The sequence below is a fragment of the Ensifer sp. YR511 genome (genome assembly GCF_900103045.1).
Lineage (GTDB): Bacteria > Pseudomonadota > Alphaproteobacteria > Rhizobiales > Rhizobiaceae > Ensifer > Ensifer adhaerens.
This window is the reverse complement of sequence record NZ_FNGR01000024.1, coordinates 81697-100646: the sequence shown is the minus strand read 5'-3', so window position 1 is coordinate 100646 and position 18950 is coordinate 81697. Positions and strand designations below refer to the sequence as shown.

Genomic DNA, 18950 nt, shown 5'->3' with positions numbered 1-18950 from the left:
GGGTCCTACATGCAGCCCGTCTAGTAAATTCCCGCGTAGCGAGGAAGGTCTCAGGATGGCATGGCCGAAGAGTTTGAACGGAGCTCGGAAAACCAGATTGAGGATAAGTGCTAGCAGCACGCAAGCCTGAAGTGGACCGAGCTCGCGTAATCCATACTGGCTGGCGGCGGTGTTCTGCCGCACAAGAAGCCGAACACATGTCCGCACCAAACTTTGACGTCACACCCGAAAGATTCTTCTTGCGCGCCCGGAGGCGTCCACACATGTCCTCAAGCCTGTGCTTGAGCCTTTCTGCTTATGCCGACTGTCCGGTCGAATTGGGGGGCAGTTCACCCCACGACCCAGCGGCGGCGGCCAGCGCGCCTCTCGCGAACATGCCGCGATCGAGCGCAGAACGTGAAAGCGTCACCACTTCCTCGCCGGCAGCAAACACAACGCTATGCTGTCCGACGATGCCACCACCCCGCAGGACCGAAAAGCCGATCTCCCCGAGCGGGCGCTCGCCGACGATGCCGTCGCGGCTTCGCCGCTCGACTGATGAGAGCGAGACGCCACGGCCGCGTGCAGCGGCTTCACCTACGTCGGAGCCTGTCCTTGGCCATGTTGCCCTTGTCCTCGATCTTGAGCTTAGCCTTCCAGGCCGCGGTGGCGGCGGGGCCGCTCTGTTCTTGTCCAGTCCGCTCAACGCGCTTGCGGTGGCACGACGTGGCGGCGGTTGATGGTCGCCGGACGGCCCTTGATGGAGAGGGCCGTATCGCGCTTCTCGCGTTCAGCCACGACCTTGCCCTTCGCCACGACACAGAGCCGCTCGGCGCGCAGGCGCACCGCTTCGATGGGGTTGCCTGCATCGAGAACGACAAGGCTTGCCGATCTGCCGACGGCCAGGCCGAGATGATCGAGCCCCATGATCTCGGCATTTACCTTGGTGACCATGTCGAAGCAGGAGTGCATGTCCGCTGGCGAGGACATCTGGGCGACGTGCAATCCCATGAAGGCGACGTCGAGCATGTCGGCTGTGCCGAGGGAGTACCACGGGTCGAGCACGCAATCCTGACCCCAGCCGACGCGGATGCCGGCCTTCAGCATCTCGGGCACGCGCGTCATGCCACGGCGCTTGGGATAGGTGTCGTGCCGCCCCTGCAGCATGATGTTGATCAGCGGATTGGGGATCGCCGAGACGGCGGCTTCCGCAATCAGCGGCAGCAGCTTCGAGACGTAGTAGTTGTCCATCGAATGCATCGAGGTGAGGTGCGAGCCGGCGACCCGGCCTTGCAGGCCGAGCCTTTGGGTTTCATAGGCTAGCTGCTCGATATGGCGCGATAGCGGGTCATCGGTCTCGTCGCAATGCAGGTCGACCATCAGGCCGCGCTTGGCGGCGATCTCGCAAAGCTCGGTCACGGACCGCGTGCCGTCGGACATGGTGCGCTCGAAATGCGGAATGCCGCCGACGATGTCGACGCCCATGTCGAGCGCACGGATGGTGTTTTCGCGCGCATTCGGCGAGCGATAGAGCCCATCCTGCGGAAAGGCGACGAGCTGGAGATCGATATAGGGCGCGATCTCTTTCTTCACCTCGAGCAGCGCCTCCACCGCAAGAAGTCGGTCGTCGCAGGTATCGACATGGGTGCGGATGGCGAGCAGGCCCATCGAGACGGCCCAGTCGCAATAGGCCAGCGCACGTTCCTTGACGGCCTCATGGGTCAGGATCGGCTTGAGCTCGCCCCAAAGCGCGATGCCTTCGAGCAGCGTGCCCGAGGCATTGATGCGCGGCAGGCCGTAGGACAGTGTTGCATCCATATGGAAATGCGGGTCGACGAAGGGCTGGCTGACGAGGTTGCCCGAGGCATCGATGACACGACCAGCCTCTGCATCGATGCCTGGCTCGATGGCCGCGATCTTGTCACCTTTGATGGCGATATCGGCGATGGTTCCATCGGGCAGCGTTCCGCCCTTTACGATCAGATCGAAACTCATCTTTCGCCTTTCTGGTACGGGATCATCAGAGCTTTGGGGTAGGTCGCGCGCCGCGCGACCAGGATCAGTGCCAGGATCGATAGCGCATAGGGCATCATCAGGAAAACCTGATAGGGCACGATGCCGCCGGAAATGTGCTGGAGGCGAACCTGATAGGCATCGAAGGCGGCAAACAGGATTGCGCCGATCAGCGCCTTTCCTGGTCGCCAGGAACCGAAGACGACCAACGCGATGCAGATCCAGCCGCGGCCGTTGATCATCTGGAAGAAGAACGAGTTGAAGGCCGAGGTGGTGAGAAAGGCGCCGCCGACCGCCATCAGCGCGCTGCCGACGGCGACGGCGCCCATGCGGATGCCGGTGACCGAAATGCCCTGTGCTTCGACCGCCGACGGGTTTTCGCCGGCAGCCCGAACGGCAAGGCCAATTGGCGTGCGATAGAGTATCCAGGCAACGGCTGCGACCGATACGAATGCGAGATAGGTAAGCGGCGTCTGGGTAAACAGCGCCTCGCCAACTATGGGAATGCTGGACAGGCCCGGGATCGGCAGGGGCTGGAACGGCTCGATCTTGGGCGGCGACGTCACCTCGGGCAGCACAAGGCGATAGGTGAAATAGGTAAGGCTCGTGGCAAGCAGCGTAACGCCGATACCGACGACGTGTTGCGACAGGCCGAGCGGTACCGTGAGCGTGGCGTGCAGCAGGCCGAACATGCCGCCGACAAGGGCAGCGACCAGCAAGCCGGCCCAGAGATCGCCGCCGGAATAGACGGTGAACCAGCCGGCAAAAGCGCCTGCCGTCATGATGCCCTCGATGCCGAGGTTGAGGACGCCCGCGCGCTCGCAGATCAACTCGCCCATGGTCGCGAAGATCAGTGGGGACGCTATGCGGATGGCTGCAACCCAGAACGAGGCGGTGAAGAGGATTTCAAGCGCGTCCATGTCACCTCCACCTGATCCGGTAGCGCGTCAGAAGGATCGCGACAACCATCGTCAGAAGCGAGGTGGCGACCATGACGTCCGCTATGTAACTCGGCACCTTGGCCGCACGGCTCATGGCATCGGCGCCGACGAAGATGCCGGCGACGAAGATGGCCGATGCGATGACGCCGAGCGGATTGAGCATGGCAAGCATGGCGACGACGATGCCGCTGTAGCCGTAGCCCGGCGACAGATCGAGCGTCAGGTTGCCCTTGAGCCCCGAGACTTCGGAAAAGCCGGCGAGTGCCGCCAGACCGCCCGAAAGCAACGCCGTCTTCATCATCGTGCGATTGACCAGGATACCGACGAACCGCGCGCCTTCCGGGTTATGGCCGACGGCACGCATTTCGTAGCCGAGAACCGTCTTTTTCATGACGAGCCAGACGAGAACGGCCGAAACGATGGCGATGACGAAGCCATAATGCAGGCGCTTGCCCTGGATGATGCGCGGCAGCTGGGCTTCGGCGATGACCTTCTGCGATTGCGGCCAGCCGAGTCCCATCGAATCCTTGAGCACGCCTTCAAGCAGCATCGACACGAACAGCAGCACGATGAAATTGAGCAGCAGCGTGGTCACCACCTCGTCGACGCCGAAACGGGTCTTCAGCACCGCCGGGCCGAGCAGAAGAGCCGCACCTGCGGCCATGGCAGCGATCATGATCACCGGGATCAGAATGACCGAAGGCAACGGCAGTGCGCCGGTTCCCAGCACCACGGTGACGACGCCACCGATGTAGAGTTGGGCTTCCGCGCCGATGTTCCAGAGTTTGGCCCGAAAGGCGACGGCGACGGCCAGGCCGGTGAAGATCAGCGGCGTCGCGCGGGTCAAGGTTTCCACGAGCGCGAACTGTGAGCCGGCCGCACCCTTGGCCACGAGATAGAAGACGGAGAGGGGCGAGGCGCCAGCGGCAAGCACCAACAGCGATATCAGGAAAAGCGTCGTGGCGATGGCCGCCAGCGGAAACATCAGGGTGACCGCCAGGGACGGTGCCGACTTCGGCTCAAGCCGCATGGTCGCTGTGCTCCCCGCTATGGCCTGCCATCAACTCTCCCAGTTCCCGAATGCTCCGCTCGCCGCGCGAAGACGGCGTCGAAAGGCGTCCCTTGGACATGACGATGATGCGGTCGGACAAGGCCAGGACTTCCTCGAGGTCTTCCGAAATCAGCAATATTGCCGCGCCCCTGTCGCGTGCTTCGAGCAGCATGCGGTGGACATAGGCGACGGCGCCGACATCGAGGCCGCGGGTCGGCTGGCTTGCCAGGATGACCGTCGGGTCTGGGTCAAGGGCCCGCCCGAGGATGAGCTTCTGCATGTTGCCGCCCGAGAGGAGCCGTATCCTTGCCTCGGGCGAGGGACATTTGACCTCGTAGTCGGCGATGAGTTTCTCGGCGAACTGGCGGGATGCCTTCCAGTTCAGGAAGCCCATGCGGCTGAACCGTGGGCTCCTGTAGCGTTCGGCGATGACATTCTCCGTCACGCTCATGTCGCCGATGCTGCCGATGGCGTGGCGGTCTTCCGGAATGCGGGCCACGCCATGGGCGAGGGCTGCGCGGGGTGACCAGTCGGCGACGTCTTGCCCGGCGATGGAGATGCGCCCGCTCGTCGGGCGCCAGATGCCGGCGATGAGGGCAGCAAGGACGGCCTGGCCATTGCCGGCAACGCCGGCAAGCCCGGTGATTTCGCCGGCTGTGAGCGTGAGCGATACGTTATCGAGGCCGGAGCCGTTAAACGGCGTCGTGGAGACGCGTTCGAGCGCCAGCAGCGGTGCACCCGGTTTCACCAGGCTGACCTGCGCCGGCTTGACCTCCTGGCCAACCATGAGGGCCGCCAGTTCCTTGCGATCGGTGGAGCCTGTGTCGCGCTCGCCGACGAGCCGGCCGGAGCGGAGCACCAGCACGCGATCGCTGACCGCCATCACCTCGTGCAATTTGTGCGAGATGAAGATGATCGACAGGCCCTTGGCGACCAGCAGCTTCAGTGTCCGGAACAGCGCGTCGGTTTCGGCGGGTGTCAGAACGGCCGTCGGCTCGTCGAGGATCAGGACGCGGGCGTCACGGTAAAGCGCCTTCAGGATCTCGACGCGCTGGCGTTCGCCGACCGAAAGGGTGGAGACGGTGACTGCGGGATCGACGGCGAGGCGGAAATCGCTGGAGAGTTGCTCTATATGTCGTCGCGCTGCGGTCCGGTCGAGCCGCATGCGCCAGAGGCTCTGCGTGCCAAGCGCGATGTTTTCCTGCACCGTCATGTTGTCGGCAAGGGTAAAATGCTGGTGGACCATGCCGATGCCGGCATCAAGGGCAGCGCGCGGATCTCCGGGCGGAAGAGGTTTGCCAAAGGCCTCCACGGTCCCTTCGTCGGCGACGTAGTGACCGAAGAGAATGTTCATCAGCGTCGTCTTGCCGGCGCCATTCTCGCCGAGAAGCGCTATGACTTCGCCCCGCTTCAACTCGAAGGAAATGGCATCGTTGGCCCTGAGCGGGCCGAAACGCTTGCTGATGCCGGACAGACGAAGGGCAGGGGTGCTTGACACGGCGGTGACCGGAAGTGGCGTTGCGGGAAGGCTCCTTTCCCGTCCAGGGAGGTCATGGTCGCTATCGACGGAGGGAGTTCCTCGCCCGCCACGGCCATCACCGTCCCATGAACGGGAGGACAGGCTAGCTCGACTTCGGCTCGGCGTCGTTGACCTCGACGGTGAAAGAGCCGCCCTTGATCGCCTTTTCCTTCTCCGCGACCTTGGCCTTGACGTCGTCGGGAACCTTTCCGTCGAAGGTGCCGAGAGGTGCGAGCGAACAGCCGCCGTTCTTCATGAAGGAATAGTCGCCGTAGTCGTCCGCCTTGAATGTGCCGGCCTTCACTTCGGCGATCGCCTTGTCGAGCGTCGGTTCGAAGTGCCACAACGCGGAGGCGACAACCGTGTCCGGATAGTCCGCCTGGGTATCGATGACATTGCCGATGGCCAGGATCTTCTTTTCCTTGGCGGCATCGGACACACCGAAACGTTCGGCATACAGGAGGTCTGCACCGCCATCGATCTGGGCGAATGCGGTCTCCTTCGCCTTGGGCGGATCGAACCATGAGCCGATGAAGGCAACCTGGAACTTGGTGTCCGGGGCAACTTCCTTTACGCCTGCCATGAACGCGTTCATCAGCCGGTTGACCTCCGGGATCGGATAACCTCCCACCATGCCGATGTTCTTGGACTTGGTCATTGCCCCGGCGATGAGGCCGGACAGGTAGGATGCGTCCTGGATGTAGTTGTCGAACACCGAGAAGTTGGGCACGGCGGCATCGGGCTTGAAGCTCGAGCCCATCAGGAAGGCGACATCAGGATAGTCCTTGGCGACGGCGCGGGCGGCATCCTCGACGCCGAAGACTTCGCCCAGGATCAGCTTGTTGCCGGCCTCGCAATATTCGCGCATGACGCGTTCGTAGTCGTTGTTGGCTGTGTTTTCGGAGTAGACGTATTCGATATCGCCACGTTCTTTGGCGGCGTTGGCCGCCTTGTGGATACGGCTGACCCATTGCTGCTCGACCGGGACGGTATAAACGGCTGCCACCTTGATCGGGTCCGCAGCCAGCGCACGACCTGGTAGACCCGCCGCAGCCACTGCGGCGGATACGCCGGCAACTTTCATCAGGGTTCTTCTGGAAATGGCGGAATTGAAGGAATTGCTATGCATGAAATTCCCCTCTGATTGATTGCGCGTGTTGGAACGCGTCTTTTTTACCACTTGGTCAATGTAAGTGAAGTTGGGGGTGGCAGCAATTGGGTCCCGCGGAAAGATCACCGCGCTTTCAGGAGATGAAAACAAACAGTGGGAGCGCAATGGCCGTTTGATCGTGAACGCCCGGTGTGAGCCACCCCAAGCGTGGTCGTCATTGGTCGCGTTTGTCGGCGCGCCTACACTCTGGGCGTACATCGATTTATAACTTCGACTATAATGGTCATCTTTGATTTGGTGGCGACGGGTGCGGTGGGTTCTCCGAACCGGGGGCCTTTTCCCTGTGAAGAACGCCTCCGCTCTCCATCGCTAACGTTCAGAGTGATTTCATGGGTGTAGGAAACAACGGTGAGCGGTACCAGATGTACCTCAGGCACCGCACTGATCGAGTGTGCCAAGCCCATTGTCGGATCCAGATAAGACGCGGAAGACATCGTCCAGGAGGCCTACGTGCGGTTCGTTCCGAAGCGAAATGATGCGCCGGCATTGTGCGCAGTCTACCCTTCAACAAGAGATCGCATCTAAACCACCAGGAAGCAGTGCATCCCGCGAGGACGAAGTCCTGTTTAACGAGCGGGTGCGGCGAGCGACGAATGCAATGGACCGCCTCCGGAAAACGCACGGCGGTCTCTGGTGATGTATTGCCGCAGGCCGTGGTGGTCGTCGGCTATGGGGAGGAGTTGGTAACGCCGTGCGACGGTTGCCGACAGAAACTGCGCGAGTCGACTCCCGCGACACCTCCGTTCTGGTCGCGGATCGACATGGTATCAGGCGAACCTTCACTTTGGATGAGCCGCTGCCCTCGAGTTTCGACCCTGACAATTTACCGGACCACCTGGCCTGAACGGGACAGGTTAATGAATAGGCCTCTCTCGAAGACATGGCAGATGATGTTCGAAATCGCGGAAACGAAGCGGACCCGCAGTTTCGTTTCCGCGATCCGCTCGAGCATAGTCTGCGCCGCCTCAAGGGGCGGTTGGCTGGTGGGTCACCACAACTGGCGTGACCCAATCCCCCATCACCTCTTACCCTCCTGCAGCCTTCTCATCGTTTCGAGGTTGTTAAGTGTGGTCTCTGACGTGATGCGTGCGCGTTCCGCAGCAAGTAACTGCTCTTGATCCCGGCGCTGTTGCTGCTGGAGCATGCATTGGGTATATCCCTGCGACCCATAACGCGTACCGAAATCGGAGCATGTGCTCCCGTCCTCATACAAGTTGGCCCGGCGTTGCTCTTCCGCGGACATGCATCCGGTGAGCGTCAGGGCGAGCACGATCACGCCGCCGATCGAGAGCGTCGCCCGAGTGACCGTCTTCATTTCGAACTGGTCCATGTAGTTTTCTCATCCTTGCTTGGTTGTGATTGTCAGTTTAAGGCACACGCTTCCGGCCCCATCCAATTGGCGGCGAACGCCACCGGTAGGCTGCCTGGAAGGCGGCGCCCCACTTGAACGAATGTCTCGGAACGGACGCGTGCGTCCATGTTGATAGGGGTTTGGGGGTCGACGGTCCTCGACCGGCGACATGTCGTCGCCGAAACGTTTCGTCCCGACAGGATCACAGGAAAACCAGGCTGCTGACTGCCCGGACGGCGCAAGTCATCTGTGCAATTGTTTGTCTGAAGCGTAGCGACTTGCTAGCGGCGCCCTGTTCGCTACCGCGGGCTCGCTGCAAGCCAACCGTAATCGGAAATCGCCGCGTCTCCAGACTTCACGTCGTACAGACAAATAAGGTCGACGATTTGTTTGGACTTCCCCTTTCCTATCTTCCCCCTCAGCAGGACGGCAACTTTGTCGACCCGGTCACCAAATATTGCCGGCGTTGACGCTATAGACGCTGCCATTCCTGACTGGTCAGTACATCGTTTATTTGCTTTGGCGAACAATTCGTTCCATGCGGAATCGCTGGATGCGACAGCTATGTGAGTGGTCGACAAGATTGTCGCTACGGCAAGGATCAATCCCTTGAACATAAAAACCTCAGATCTTTAAATATGGATTAGCGAGCACGCGGTGCCGATAGAGCGTCGGCGCGTATGGGTGGGCTTACCGGCTGCTTTGAACACGAACATGCCTCTGGATGCCGATCGTGGCCCTGCCGTCCGTATGATCGTTCTAGGCCGTGTCGTATGGCCTCGGTTTAGACGAGATACGGCATCACATAGATCGCCGAGAAGACCTCGTAGATTGCACCCACGAACAAAGCGAGGATCACGAGTACATAGAGCCTGGCGACGAGGTGGAGCCCGGCCTTCCATGCTTCCCAGCGAGCGCTCAGCCGATAGTGGCTGATTTGCAGAAAAGCTCTGCCGTGAACATAGGCGCCAAAGGCCGCAAGCACATAGGCCTGCCCCTCGATCAGGAGCGTGATCGAGTGCGGAATTAATATTGCATTGTAGGGGCCAATCGGGGCGAACATGATGCCCCATAGCAATGCGCGATGCAGAGTTACGAGAATGCCAACAAATGGAATGATTAGCGAAGGCAGCGTCGTCATGGCGGATGCGACGATAAAGTTGATCGTGAAAGTGAGACCTATAGCAACAGGTAAATTCTTGCTGGCGTAGGCGTCGCCAACCGTCTTGAAAATACCGGGCTGCAGGTACGCCTGATCGATGTCCCCTTTGAAGTGGAGCTGGATTTCAGGAACGAGCAACGTGACGGCCATACTGAACGCAAAAAGGCCGTAGAAGGCGACATTCAAACCTATGAACGCTTTCCTGTGCCTTTTGATAATTGAAAACGCGTCTGCCAACAAAGTCATGCTTTTCCCTTTGATGTGAGACGGACAATGCGCTGCCCGCTGCGACCGGCCTGGGTCCGCTACCCAACGCAACGCGACCGACCGAATCGGTTTGCTACCGACCGTTTTGGTATATAAGCCGTTTCGACGGACGTCAATACGATAGTAAGTCGGCCAACTGGGGCTTGCAGGTCGTTCGCCCTAGGCGTGTGTTAGAAGAAACTGTAGGGTATGGGATTGGCTGCCCTTCCGGGGGGGGGTCCTCGTCGGCGCTCTTCTGCGCCTTTGTCGAAGCCCGGACATATCTGGCGAAATCAGCCGGATTCGATGTCCCGCCGTAACGAAACCCGCTCATGAAGGTGAGCGTCGAACAGCTCAAAACAGTGCGATGCGTCAAGTGCGTAGCTTTGCCGGCTCTCCATGTAGCCAACTGTTGATCGCATAAGTATTGCTGAATTATCGCCGGCCGTTCGTACGCCACGCTCCGTTCACAGCTAGACGTGACCCGAAAGGCGCCGTCACTCAAAGCCGGGACGGCTCTCCTCTTGGTGGCAGGCCTGACGAATACTAAACGACGCTTGGAAAGAGCGGTGCACCCAGTGCTCTGCCAGCAGTTCCCTAGAGCGCCGCAGCGGCAATAAATCGCGCTTTTGAAAGCGCGGGGGGAGGTTGCGTAGCCTGTTTTGTACCTCCAAATTTGACTCCCTTGCTTCAACCAGATAGCGTTTTCCTGATGCCTAGACCTACCAGATCTGAAATTAACGCAGAAATCGTTGATCGCGCCGCGGGCCTGTTCGCCAAGCATGGATTCGAACACACCTCAATTCAGCAAATTGCAGATGCTGTTCGGTACTCCAAGGCAGGGCTGTTGCACCATTACCCAAGCAAGAAGTCGATATATGACGCTGTCATAAAGGCTTTATGCGAGCATACGCAGGCGATTCTGGCGAATGTGGACCATATTGCTGTCGGCGCTGAACGTGATCGAGCGGTAGTCGAAGCCTCCGTCGATTTTGCATTCGATTGTCCAGGCGTATCGGCCCTCGGCAATCGCATCGCCGCGACTGAACATACGGTTGATCCGGTGCTAGGCGAAATCGGTCTCATCTTCTATGCCGCACTCGGCATTGACCTCACGAATCTGGAGCTCGAACGAATTATCCGGGTTACGACCGCATTTAGTGGTCTCAGCGTCACTGCTGTCCAGGCTGCTCAGATTGGGCAAGCGCGGGAATGGCGCGGATACATTATTGACGCGGCGATGGATGCACTAGGCCATGCAAAAAACATGGCCGCAAAGGCAAAATAATCTCGAAAAATCGGAATTGGCCGCGCAGCGCCAACGACATAAATTTCAACGCATTTGTGGCGGCAACCGCGGCGCCGACCGCCGCCCCCGATGATCAAGGCGATTGTCAGTCGAGCAGGGCCTTTGCTCGGGATCGTGCCTTACTTTGGGCTGAAAGGTGATCCGCAGTTGCCGGCCAACTATCAAGATTTTTCGCGACAGCACCTTTTGACATTGTTCGAAGACAATGCCTATCGCCTCGCCGCAATCTCCAGTCTTCGATGACTTGTCGGGCGAGTTCGCCCTTCAGGTTTGCGGTTTGGCGGGCAAGGGGTCAATGTCTCATGACGTCAGCGCCATTGGCTGTACGACCCAGAGACAGGAGAAGCCGTTCTTTGGAAATAACGCTGACGTAACCAACGGAAAATCAGCTTCGAAAACGCGAAGACAGGTCGCGCCCCCCGGCTCGGCTTCGGGACGCTGAGCGGTCCGTGCGTCTTGACAGTTCATAAATTGGCTGCAATGTAATAACTAACTAGTTACATACTAAATGCAGACCGCCATATCGACTTGCGTGAATGGATCGTTCAGGGAGGAACCTATGAAAATCTTTGGAGTACAACATATCGGCTTCACCGTGTCTGACCTGGAAGAGGCCGTCGGCTTCTTTGAGGCGGTGTTCGGTGCGGTGACATGCCTGGAAACTGGTCCCATCGATGTGGACGACACTTTCATGCAGAAGCGCCTTGGTGTGCCTGCGGGCCGACGGATCGAGAACATCAAGGTCCTGCGCGTCGGCAACGGCACCAACTTGGAGATCTTTCAATATTCCGGGGAAGGCGACAACGGCGATCCGCTCAAGCGCAACAGTCAGCCGGGCGGCTTTCATCTGGCCTTCGAGGTTGACGATTGCGATGCAGCGGCAACGCGCTTGCGGGCGGCAGGTGTCGAGGTGCTCGAAGGACCGACCTATGTCGATAACGGCGCCATGGAGGGGCTGACATGGCTGTATCTGAAAGCGCCATGGGGGCAGTTCCTCGAGATCGTCAGCATGCGGGGTCCACTTGGCTATGAACGAGCAGGCGGACCGACGCAATGGTCGCCGGTGACCGGTCGTTGACACGCATCCTTGCGGTTTGATCGGCCAGGTCCAACCTCTAAGCTATTCATCAAGCCAACAATATTCATTGCCTCGAACTCGGCCTTCTTCGTCGGTCGGAAAGGACCTTCATGCCTAATGAAATCGTCATCGCCGCAAAGCAGGCCTTTGAGCTGGCGTCCTATGAGGACCTGCCGTTGAAGCCCGGTGAAGTTCGCGGACGAACGCTCTACACCCTTGTCAGTCAGGGGACTGAACTGGGCTGGGCTAACGGCGATGCTTTTCCCATACGCCCGGGTTATGCCGCAGTCTTCAGGGTTGATGAGGTTGCTCAGGATGTCGTCGGTATACGGCCCGGCGAACTGCGGTTTGCGATGGGCGCTCATCGCGCCACTCAAACGCATCTCGCCAGATACACCTTGCCACTGCCGGCTGATCTGGAACCCGGAACTGCGACGCTCGCACGTCTGATGGGCGTGTCGATGACAACGCTGATGACGACGAAGGCCCGCGCCGGCGACCGCGTCGTCATAACGGGCGCCGGCCCGGTCGGTTTTATCGCGGCGCATCTGTTCAAAATCGGCGGCTACCGCGTGACCGTCGTCGATCCCGACGAGCTGAGGCGGGCTCAGCTGGAACAAAGCGGCCTATCCGACTGCCGGGAGCGGATGCCTCTCGAAGACGATGCCTTTGCCGGCAAGGTTGCGCTGGTTGTGGATTGTTCAGGCCACGAAAATGCGGTGCTCGAGGGCTGCCGCCTCGTGCGCAGGCTCGGCGAGGTCGTCATGGTCGGCGTTCCTTGGCGCAAGTGGACGGATGCGTCCGCTCATGAACTGATGAATGCCGTCTTCTTCAATCTCGCCACCTTGCGCTCCGGCTGGGAGTGGGAGATTCCGATCCAGTCGCGTGGCTTTCAATGGGAGGAACTTCTCGAAGGCTACAACAACGCCCCCCATTCCGTGTTCAGCGGTTTCTCGCTTGCGCTCGATTGGCTGGCTCAGTCCCGGATCCCGCTTAACGGTCTGATACGGCGGTTCGTGCCGAACGATCCCTCAGCGCTCTATTCGGATATCGCGGCCAAGCGCATCGAGGAGCCGTTCATCGTTCTCGATTGGGCTCGTCTCGAGGAGGACAAATAGTGGAACATCCTCACCAGAAAGAAGAACTGGTCGTCTCCACCCAGGTGCTGGCTGCAAACGCTGCTTTGCGCCTTGTCGGTCATGTGATTGCGCACGCCACGGCAAATGCTTGGCGGGTGGCCGTTTGCGTGGTCGATACTCAAGGCGTGACACTCGCGGCGGCGCGAATGGATGAGGTGGCACCGCCGATCCTCGACTTCGCGATGGACAAAGCCTTCACCGCGGCAACGATGCGGCGTACGACGGAAGCGTTCTTCGAGCGGATGGACAACAGCCCTTCGTTGCGGCTGGGTCTGGCCAATCGGTCGCGGCTGCTGGTCTGGGGCGGAGGCCTGCCAATCCTGCACCGCGATGGCATCGTCGGTGCGATCGGCGTATCCGGTGCGCGCGACGTCGAAGATATCGAATGCGCCCGTCACGCACTTGAACGTGAGGGGCTGTCTTTCGAGATCTAGGCGCAAACCAGCCGCATGATCGTCTCGATATTGAACCGGAGGCGCTCGTCGACCGCCTCCTTCGCCATCAGGTCACGTTCAAACACGATCGAGCCGGTGAACCGGTTGGTCAGGTAATAGTAGCCGATTGCCGCGATGGTAATGTTCAACTGCACCGGATCAATTCCGTTGCGAAAGACGCCTTCAGAGGCGCCTCGTTCCAGCAACACTTCCACCATGTTGACGAACTTGCGGCTGGCCGTTTTGATCACCACCGATTTTTTCAGGTGCTTGGCGCGATGCAGGTTCTCGCTGTTGACCAGAGTGATGAATTCGGGGTTTTTCAGATAGTATTCCCAAGTGAAGCGAACGAGCTTTTCCAGAGCTGCCTTTGGCTCCAAGTCATCCAGATTAAGCTTCTGTTCGGCCGTGCGTATGTCGATATAGGCGTCTTCCAGGACGGTCTGGAACAGACCCTCCTTGCTTTCGAAATAATGATAGATCATCCGCTTGTTGGCCTTGGCCTTCTCGGCGATCACGTCGACACGGGCACCGCCTAAGCCATTCTTGGCGAACTCTTTTTTGGCAGCGTCGAGAATGCGTGCCTTGGTCGCTTCCGCATCGCGGATGCGCGGTTTGCGGCCCGGCTTTTCGGTCGGTTCGTTGATCATGCTCAAGGCCATTCCTCCGGCGCACTCGCGGCTCATGTTGAGGCAGTCATACACGTGAGCGTGCGTATCCGTCAAAGTGGTCAGTCGAAAATCGTGAAAGCTGCAACCGCGAAAGGCACTTGACTCCGCCCTCATTAACGAAGTAACTAGTTAGTGCGTTAAGTGGGCGTGGGAGAGCTGAGGAGGCTCGGCCCCGAAGGCGTGATCGCCTTTGTTGCCCTCTGAAAAACCCGCCGGATGCGGGGGACGTAAAACGTGGATTTGGGAGGAACACCATGTCGACCTTTATCAAGGACTTTATCGAGCGCGAGACGCTTAGCCGCCGCAACTTCATCCTGGCGGCTGCCGCCGGCGTTGGGGCCATGACGGTTCCCGCCATTATCGGGCGCAGTGGTGCTCATGCCGCCCTGACCGATCCCGCTATTGCATGGAGCTATCGCGATCGCGCCTCCGCCTATTGGAACTCGGTCATCTCGGGTGCCGAGGCATTTGTCGAAACGATCGGCAAGCCGAAAGGCGCGCTTGTCAGCCTGATCAACGAAGGCTCGTCAGAGAAGTCTCTGGCCGACATCAAGGCGTTCCTTGCCAAGAACAACGGCAACTGCGCGATCGCCTGCGACGCCAACGACAGCCCGAATGCAAGGCCGGTGGTGGAGGCGGTGTCTGCCGCCGGTGGTTACATCTCGACAATCTGGAACAAGACAGACGATCTGCATCCCTGGGACTTCGGCGATAATTACGTCTCCCACATGACCTGGTCGGACGAGAAGCCGGCGGAAGAAACCGCTCGCATCCTGTTCGAGGCAATGGGCGGAGAGGGCGGCGTGGTTCACCTTGGCGGCATCGCCGCCAACAACCCCGCGGTCGAGAGGCTCAACGGCCTTAAGAACGCCCTGAAGGATTATCCAAAGATCGAACTGCTCGATGCGCAGCCGGCCGACTGGGACACGCAGAAGGGCGCCGAACTCATGGCATCGTTCCTGACCCGCCACGGCGACAAGATCAAAGGCGTGCACTGCGCCAATGACAACATCGCCTATGGCGTGATCGAGGCTCTGCGGGCCGAAGGCATCGAAGGCATGCCGATCGTCGCTTACGACGGCAATCTCGAGGCAGTGCAGATGGTCCTGGAGGGTCAGCTCCTGGCGACTGTCTTTACCAATCCGCATTGGGGCGGCGGCGTCACGGCGGCGCTCGCTTATCACGCGGCAATCGGCAGCTTCAAACCTTCGGAAGAGCCGAAGGAGCACCGTGAATTCTACGGGCCGACGATCCTCGTCACCGCCAAGGATGCGGCGGAATTCAAGGCAAAGTATCTCGATTCCGTTCCGGCTTACGACTGGAAGGACTTCTGGGGGCCGTCCAACGGCCAGATCCAGTACTGAGCCATCTCACCTGATGGAGGCGGCCGCGTCGCCGCATCCGCCTCCATTTCATTCATCACAGACCGGGCGAAGGGGTGCCTAACGTGACACGTCGCATATCGCGCGAAACCTTGATCAAATGGGCGCCGTTGCTGGTGCTGATCGCGCTGGTGATCTTTTTCACCGCCCTCAATCCGACCTTCTTCTCGGTCCGCAATTTTGCCCGTATCGCTATCGCGGCGGCGCCGGCGCTGATGGTCGCCGTCGGAGTGACATTCATCATCATCATGGGATCGATCGACCTTTCCATGGAAGGAGCAATCTCGCTCACGGCGGTCGTGTTCGCGTTCGCCTTTGCGAAGTTCGGCGGCACGCTGATGAGCGCCGGTTGGCTGGCCATTCCGCTTATCCTTATGGTCGGCGGGCTGATCGGGCTCGTCAACGGGCTCGTTCACGTCAAGCTGCGAATACCCTCCTTCATGGCCAGCCTTGCGATGGGCTTCGTGGGCACTGGCGCTGCAATCCTCCTGACGGGCGGCGATATCGTGAAGGTGAGCGACGCAACGTTTCGGGGACTCTTGACCGTGCGTTGGTTCGGTTTCCCGATCATGGTCTACATCGCCGGATTCTTCCTGCTCGTTGCCTGGTTCATACAGGCCCACACCACACTCGGCCGCAACTTTTATGCCGTCGGTGGCGGCGAGGAACTGGCGCACGCATCCGGTCTCAACGTCAACCGCGTGCGTGTAACAGGTTTCGCGCTTGCCGGCGTCTTTTACGCACTTGCCGCGATCCTGGTCGTGGCGCGCATCGGTCAGGCCGAGTCCGTGACCGGCTCGAACTTTATGTTCATCTCGATCACCTCGGTCGTTGTGGGTGGCGTAGCGCTCTGGGGCGGGATCGGCGGCGTCTGGAACGCGCTCGTCGGCGTGCTGATCGTCGGTGTCATCAACAATGGAATGGTCGTCGTCGGTTTGCCCGATTTTCTCCAGGACGGGGTTCTCGGACTGCTCGTCATTCTTGCCGTCGTGCTGTCGACCGACCGCAAGATGGTTTCCTTCGTGAAGTGAGGCAGGGCCATGTACGAACTGAAAGCCGTCGATAAGAAATTCCCCGGTGTTCACGCACTCAAGGCAATCGATTTTCACATCAAGCGCGGTGAGATCGTCGGGCTGGTCGGCGAGAATGGCGCGGGCAAATCCACATTGATGAAGGTGATCTACGGGGCCTACCAACCCGATGGCGGGCACATCCTGATCAATGGCCAGACCGTGCGCTTTGCCAATCCGCGCCAGGCCATGGAGAAGGGCATTGGCATGGTCTTTCAGGAGCAGTCGCTGATTGCCAACCTGACGGTGATGGAGAACATCTTCCTTGGTTATGAACAGCAGTTTGTAAGGTTCGGCGTCATCAACTGGAAGGCGATGGCCACGGCCGCCAAGGCGCAACTCGCCAAGGTCAAACTCGATATCGATCCCGCGACCATTACCTCGAAGCTATCCTTCGCCCAGCGCCAGCTTGTCGAGCTTGCCAAGGTTCTCACCCTCGAAGAACGCGTTGACGGTGATCTGGTCATCCTTCTCGATGAACCGACTTCGGTTCTGTCCAAGGAAGAGGTGCAACTGCTCTTTAAGCTGGTCCGCGAGCTGGTCACGCGCGCGTCCTTCATTTTCGTCTCCCACCGCATGGACGAGGTTATGGAGCTATCGGACCGTATCTACGTGATGAAGGACGGCCATGTCGTCGATGTCGTCGAACGCGGTGCCGCCCAGACCGAGGCGATCCAGCACAAGATGGTCGGCCGCAATGTCGACAAGGAATACTATCGTGAACAGCTGCAGAAACCCTACGACCGCTCGAAAGTTCTGGTCGAGATGGATGGGGTGGGACTGCCCGGACGCACGAAGGACATCTCCTTAAAACTGCATGCAGGCGAAGTCTTGTGCCTGGTGGGAACGGAGGGGTCGGGGCGCGAGGCGATCCTGCGCATGATCTACGGAATGCTCACCCCAACCCAGGGAAATCTCCAGATCAAGGGTGGCAAGGTGAAGATTTTCTCGCCCCGCCACGCAGTGAGCCAAGGCGTCGGCTACGTCCCTCGCGAGCGCAAGATCGAGGGCATCGTCGCCGGCATGAACGTTTACGAGAACATGACACTCTCGCAAATGAACAAGCATTCTCGCGCCGGCGTGCTGCGGATATCGGAAGAACGCGCGCTTGCTCGCGACTGGATCAAGAAGCTTTCGATCAAGGCGCATTCCGAATTCGCCGATTGCGGAAACCTGTCCGGCGGCAACCAGCAGAAGGTCGTTCTAGCCAAGTGGCGATCGGCGGGATCGGACATCATGCTGCTCGATCACCCGACCCGCGGCCTGGATATCGGAGCCAAGGAAGATGTCTACGACATGATCCGCGAAATGAGCGGTGCCGGTGTCGGCATCGTCCTGGTCGCAGACACCCTGGAGGAGGCCATCGGGCTGTCTCACACGATCGTCGTCGTAAAGGACGGCCGCATTCAGAAGAACTTCGATTGCGTGCCGGGGGCAAAGCCCTCGCTATACGATCTCCTGCATTACATGATCTGAGGGAAACATGGACATTCAGCGTCTCAAACCGCATCTTCCCTGGATAACGCTGCTGGTGCTCGTCGCCCTGGTCGGCGTTACCCACCCGGGCTTCCTGAAGCCAACCAATCTCATGAGCTTGGCGGGTGATATCGTGCCGCTTTTCATCATGGCGCTCGGACTGACCTTTGCCATCTATATCGGCGGAATAGATCTGTCCGCCCAGTCGATGGCGAACATGGTGACTGTCATTGCATCGGTCTACCTTGCCTCAATGGGCGCTTGGGTCGCTGTCGCCTGCGTTGCCGCCGGCTTCCTGCTGGGCACATTGTCGGGGTATGTGACGACGCGGCTCTATGTTCCGTCGTTCATCTCCACCCTTGCGGTCGGCGGTGTAGCGTTCTCGGTCGCGCAATGGCTTTCCGGGCAGCGCGCCCTCAACATGGATGCGACCCAGCGAAACGAGACCTTCGGATGGATGATCGGTCGCACCTGGGGGGTCCCGAACGAGCTTTTGATCTCGGCCGTACTGCTTTGCATCTGCCTGTTCATCGAACGCCGCACGACGCTCGGCCGCGCGCTGAAAGCAGTCGGCGCCGGCGAACTCGCGGCTGCGGCCTCCGGGCTCAACGTGGCACGCTACAAGATCCTTGCCTTTGCAATATCAGGGGCGCTGGCGGCGATTGCCGGACTGCTCTTTGCCGTCAAGCTTTCAGGCGGTGCCCCGACGATTGCGAACGGTTTCCTGCTGCCGGCAATCGTTGCGGTTTTGGTCGGTGGTACGCCCCTGACGGGCGGTGTCGGAGGAGTTCTCAACACGGTCATCGGAACGCTCATTGTCGCCGTTATCCGTGCCTCTATGCTCTATTTCGAGATCGACGCGACACAGCAGCAGATGGTTTTTGGCATCGTGCTGATTGTCGCGATCGCACTCACGATCGATCGCGCCAAGCTGCGCACCGTGAAATAGGAGGCGGTG

The 18950-nt window shown here is 59.7% G+C and carries 16 protein-coding genes and 1 pseudogene; 8 read left to right on the top strand and 9 right to left on the bottom strand.

Features of this window, described 5'->3' with window-relative positions; translation table 11 throughout:
- Nucleotides 1-295 precede the first annotated feature (295 nt).
- From BLU15_RS28870 to BLU15_RS28830, 8 genes and pseudogenes are all read right to left on the bottom strand, one after another.
- Nucleotides 296-580, bottom strand: a pseudogene (locus BLU15_RS28870) (dihydrodipicolinate reductase C-terminal domain-containing protein); the annotation flags it as partial.
- Nucleotides 581-681: 101 nt separating this feature from the next.
- Complete coding sequence (locus BLU15_RS28865) at nt 682-1974, bottom strand: amidohydrolase family protein (protein ID WP_090300075.1); 1293 nt, start codon at nt 1972-1974, stop codon at nt 682-684.
- Nucleotides 1971-2912 carry an ABC transporter permease gene (locus BLU15_RS28860; RefSeq protein ID WP_090300073.1) on the bottom strand — a complete coding sequence of 314 codons (942 nt, stop codon included), beginning with the start codon at nt 2910-2912 and terminating at the stop codon, nt 1971-1973. Before BLU15_RS28860 ends, BLU15_RS28865 begins: the two co-directional genes overlap by 4 nt.
- 1 nt (nt 2913) lies before the next feature.
- Nucleotides 2914-3963, bottom strand: coding sequence for an ABC transporter permease (locus tag BLU15_RS28855; RefSeq protein ID WP_090300071.1), 1050 nt, complete (start codon nt 3961-3963; stop codon nt 2914-2916).
- The gene (locus BLU15_RS28850) at nt 3953-5482 is read right to left on the bottom strand and encodes an ABC transporter ATP-binding protein (RefSeq protein WP_090300069.1); all 1530 of its coding nucleotides are present in this window, start codon (nt 5480-5482) and stop codon (nt 3953-3955) included. The genes BLU15_RS28855 and BLU15_RS28850 overlap by 11 nt, the downstream gene beginning before the upstream one ends.
- A gap of 124 nt (nt 5483-5606) precedes the next feature.
- A complete protein-coding gene (locus BLU15_RS28845; protein ID WP_090300066.1) occupies nt 5607-6632 on the bottom strand; it encodes a BMP family protein in 1026 nt (341 codons plus the stop codon).
- A gap of 1060 nt (nt 6633-7692) precedes the next feature.
- A complete protein-coding gene (locus BLU15_RS28840) occupies nt 7693-8004 on the bottom strand; it encodes a hypothetical protein (protein ID WP_090300064.1) in 312 nt (103 codons plus the stop codon).
- Nucleotides 8005-8809: 805 nt separating this feature from the next.
- Nucleotides 8810-9433, bottom strand: a complete 624-nt coding sequence (locus BLU15_RS28830) for a hypothetical protein (protein ID WP_090300060.1) — start codon at nt 9431-9433, stop codon at nt 8810-8812.
- Nucleotides 9434-10145: 712 nt separating this feature from the next.
- Here BLU15_RS28830 and BLU15_RS28825 point away from each other — a divergent pair.
- From BLU15_RS28825 to BLU15_RS28810, 4 genes are all read left to right on the top strand, one after another.
- Entirely contained in the window at nt 10146-10721 is a 576-nt protein-coding gene (locus tag BLU15_RS28825) for a TetR/AcrR family transcriptional regulator (protein ID WP_090300104.1), read from the top strand.
- Nucleotides 10722-11250: 529 nt separating this feature from the next.
- Nucleotides 11251-11820 (top strand): VOC family protein, encoded by a 570-nt coding sequence (locus tag BLU15_RS28820; protein WP_244546838.1) that lies wholly within the window; start codon nt 11251-11253, stop codon nt 11818-11820.
- 110 nt (nt 11821-11930) lie between these two features.
- Nucleotides 11931-12938: a zinc-binding dehydrogenase gene (locus BLU15_RS28815; protein WP_090300055.1), complete on the top strand. Its 1008-nt coding sequence runs from the start codon at nt 11931-11933 to the stop codon at nt 12936-12938.
- Complete coding sequence (locus BLU15_RS28810) at nt 12938-13393, top strand: GlcG/HbpS family heme-binding protein (RefSeq protein ID WP_176960378.1); 456 nt, start codon at nt 12938-12940, stop codon at nt 13391-13393. Before BLU15_RS28815 ends, BLU15_RS28810 begins: the two co-directional genes overlap by 1 nt.
- Here BLU15_RS28810 and BLU15_RS28805 read toward each other — a convergent pair.
- Nucleotides 13390-14043, bottom strand: a complete 654-nt coding sequence (locus BLU15_RS28805; protein ID WP_090300102.1) for a TetR/AcrR family transcriptional regulator — start codon at nt 14041-14043, stop codon at nt 13390-13392. The two genes, BLU15_RS28810 and BLU15_RS28805, sit on opposite strands and share 4 nt — an antisense overlap.
- 275 nt (nt 14044-14318) lie before the next feature.
- Here BLU15_RS28805 and BLU15_RS28800 point away from each other — a divergent pair, with 275 nt between their 5' ends.
- The 4 genes from BLU15_RS28800 to BLU15_RS28785 all read left to right on the top strand — a co-directional run bounded on the left by BLU15_RS28800 (nt 14319) and on the right by BLU15_RS28785 (nt 18941).
- Complete coding sequence (locus BLU15_RS28800; RefSeq protein WP_090300051.1) at nt 14319-15428, top strand: sugar ABC transporter substrate-binding protein; 1110 nt, start codon at nt 14319-14321, stop codon at nt 15426-15428.
- Between the two features lie 83 nt (nt 15429-15511).
- Nucleotides 15512-16477 carry an ABC transporter permease gene (locus tag BLU15_RS28795; RefSeq protein ID WP_057217544.1) on the top strand — a complete coding sequence of 322 codons (966 nt, stop codon included), beginning with the start codon at nt 15512-15514 and terminating at the stop codon, nt 16475-16477.
- A 9-nt stretch (nt 16478-16486) separates the two neighbouring features.
- A complete protein-coding gene (locus BLU15_RS28790; protein WP_090300049.1) occupies nt 16487-17992 on the top strand; it encodes a sugar ABC transporter ATP-binding protein in 1506 nt (501 codons plus the stop codon).
- A 7-nt stretch (nt 17993-17999) separates the two neighbouring features.
- Nucleotides 18000-18941, top strand: coding sequence for an ABC transporter permease (locus BLU15_RS28785; protein WP_090300047.1), 942 nt, complete (start codon nt 18000-18002; stop codon nt 18939-18941).
- The last annotated feature ends 9 nt before the right edge of the window (nt 18942-18950 follow it).